The sequence below is a fragment of the bacterium genome (genome assembly GCA_040757115.1).
Taxonomy (GTDB): domain Bacteria; phylum UBA9089; class CG2-30-40-21; order CG2-30-40-21; family SBAY01; genus JBFLXS01.
Genome location: JBFLYA010000379.1, coordinates 1 through 2444 on the forward strand (window position 1 = coordinate 1; position 2444 = coordinate 2444).

2 protein-coding genes are annotated in these 2444 nt (G+C 35.0%); one reads left to right on the top strand and one right to left on the bottom strand.

The genetic code is table 11. The features are described 5' to 3' along the window. Nucleotides 1–98: 98 nt before the first annotated feature. Complete coding sequence (locus AB1422_18855) at nt 99–1388, top strand: ATP-binding protein (GenBank protein MEW6621361.1); 1290 nt, start codon at nt 99–101, stop codon at nt 1386–1388. Nucleotides 1389–1589: 201 nt separating this feature from the next. Here AB1422_18855 and truA read toward each other — a convergent pair whose 3' ends face one another. Further along, nucleotides 1590–2381, bottom strand: coding sequence for a tRNA pseudouridine(38-40) synthase TruA (gene truA / locus AB1422_18860; GenBank protein ID MEW6621362.1), 792 nt, complete (start codon nt 2379–2381; stop codon nt 1590–1592). Nucleotides 2382–2444: the final 63 nt, after the last annotated feature.

Here is a 2444-nt window from a genome sequence, read left to right on the forward strand (position 1 = left end):
TTGTGTTTGATGTCCAGTGTCTGAATCGCAGGGACAGAACTTTTTCCTTGACAAAAGGACAAAAATTTGATATTCTTTACCTAAAAGAAGGATAAATTATGTTCCCAAAAGAAAGACTCAAAGAAATCATAGTAGGTAATGGCGAATTTATCTTAAACCAGGTAGGCACAATTATCAAAAGGGAAGGGCTTTATCTTCCAGAAGGATTAAATAAGGTCATTGTATTATACGGAGTAAGGAGAAGCGGTAAAACATTCATCCTTTATGATTTATTCAGAACCTTCCAAGATTCTGCCTTGTATATTGATTTTGAGGATGAAAGATTGATTGATTTTAAGGTAAGTGATTTTGAAATCCTAAAAGAGGCTTTTTTAGAACTTAATCCACATCTTATAAATAAACCAAAAACATTTCTCTTCGACGAGATACAAAACATAAAGGATTGGGAAAGATTTGCCAGGCGAGCGGTTGAAAAAGAGAAAATAACCCTATTTGTAAGTGGTTCATCCTCTAAAATTATGCCAGAAGAGATACATACATCCCTGAGGGGAAGGGCATGGAGCATACAGATAAATCCATTTTCTTTCAAAGAATACCTCAAAACCCAAAATATCTTGTCAAACAAAGACTTTATTTATACAGAGAAGAAAATACTCATCAAAAACCATTTTAAAGATTACTTAAGATGGGGTGGTTTCCCAGAGATTATCTTAGGAAAGGGTGAGTTTGAGAAAGGTAAAATATTAAAGGAATATCTTGGCTCAATATTCTTTAAAGATTTAGTGGAAAGATTCAGAATAAATAATATCCCTCTTTTGGAACGATTAATCGATGCTCTATTTTCCTCATTCTCCCAAAGATTTTCACTCTCCTCTTTTTATAAGCAATATAAAGATAAACTTCCCTTCTCAAAGGATAGCCTGTTTAGTTATCATAAATACCTTCTTGAAAGTATGCTTATCTTTGAGGTAAGAAAATTTACTACATCTTCTTATAAAAGGATGAGGAATCCGGCTAAACTATATTTGGTAGATACAGGCATTACAAGAAGGATAACTCAACAAGACCTGGGTAGATTGTTAGAGAACATAGTCTTTTTAGAGTTAAGAAAATATACAGAGAATATCTTTTATTTTGAAGAGGAAAGGGAATGTGATTTTGTGGTAAATAAGGATGATAGACTATTTGCCTATCAGGTGTGTTATGAACTGAATGAAGAAAATAGAATCAGGGAATTGGAGGGATTAGTATCAGCTACACTACACATAGGATTAAAAGAGGGATGTATTTTAACCTATGACCAGGAGGAAGAATTATATAAGGATGGCGTCAGGATAAGGATAATGCCTGTCTGGAAATGGGTTATCGAAGATGCCAATCCTACTTAAAATCAGAACCAATAAGGGACAAAGTATGTGTTAGCTAATCAGAAATGGGGAAAGAAAATCAAAATAAAATAAGCACTAAATGGCTTCGCAATACTTCGTATTGGTGTCTGGGATTTATTTGATGTTTGCTCTACCACGCTTGGCTACTGCTTGCAAAAAACTTGATAAAAAGATGAAGACCGGGTAAATAATTAATAAGAATCAATACCCCACCTCTATCAAATATAATCCTTGCGGCGGGACAAGAGGACTTGCTTTTGCCCTATCCTTTGATTCTAAAATATGCTTAACATCTATCGGTGCTAATTTTTCACGACCAACATCTATCAAAGTCCCAACAATTGTCCGAATCATATTGAATAAAAAGGCGTTTGCCTTGATATTAAAAAATATAATCTCATTTTGTTCAGGAAACCAGAACTTGTTCGGGGTATTTTCCATCAACAAGTTGAGGCAGGCGTTAGTAGAAATACTAAGTTGTTGCACATCTCGGATAGGGTTTTTTACAGTTTTTATTTCTGAGGCAAAGGCACTGAAATCGTGAGTTCCAATCAGGAATTCACAGGCTTGACGCATCTTCTCTAAATTCAACTCAAATGGTAACCAATAGGTATAATGGCGATAAAATACATCAGGATATTTAGAATTAATGAGTAGATAGTGATATTTTCTATATTTAGCGGAAAAGCGGGCATGGAAGGTATCATCTACATAAGAGGCATCATAGACAACAATATCTTCGGGCAAATGGCTGTTTAGTGCCCTGGGAAATGCCTCGATTGGGATACGGGAATTCGTAAAGAAATTCACTACTTGAGTCCTCGCATGAACTTTCGCATCAGTTCTACTTGCACAGATGACTTTTATCTCCTCACCAGTCAATTCCTTTAAAGCCTTTTTTAATGTCCCACAAATCGTATTTACATCTGGTTGAATTGCCCAACCATGATAATTTGTTCCATCGTAAGATAGAATGAGTTTGATATTTTTCATCTGATTTTGTAACCGTTCAGGCTATATATCAAAAGTGTAAGAAAGGGGATAAGGAGATAAGGG

Coding starts and splice junctions, on each gene's coding strand:
- AB1422_18855 (MEW6621361.1), top strand. CDS start 99: ATGTTCCCAAAAGAAAGACTCAAAGAAATCATAGTAGGTAATGGCGAA.
- truA (MEW6621362.1), bottom strand. CDS start 2,381: ATGAAAAATATCAAACTCATTCTATCTTACGATGGAACAAATTATCAT.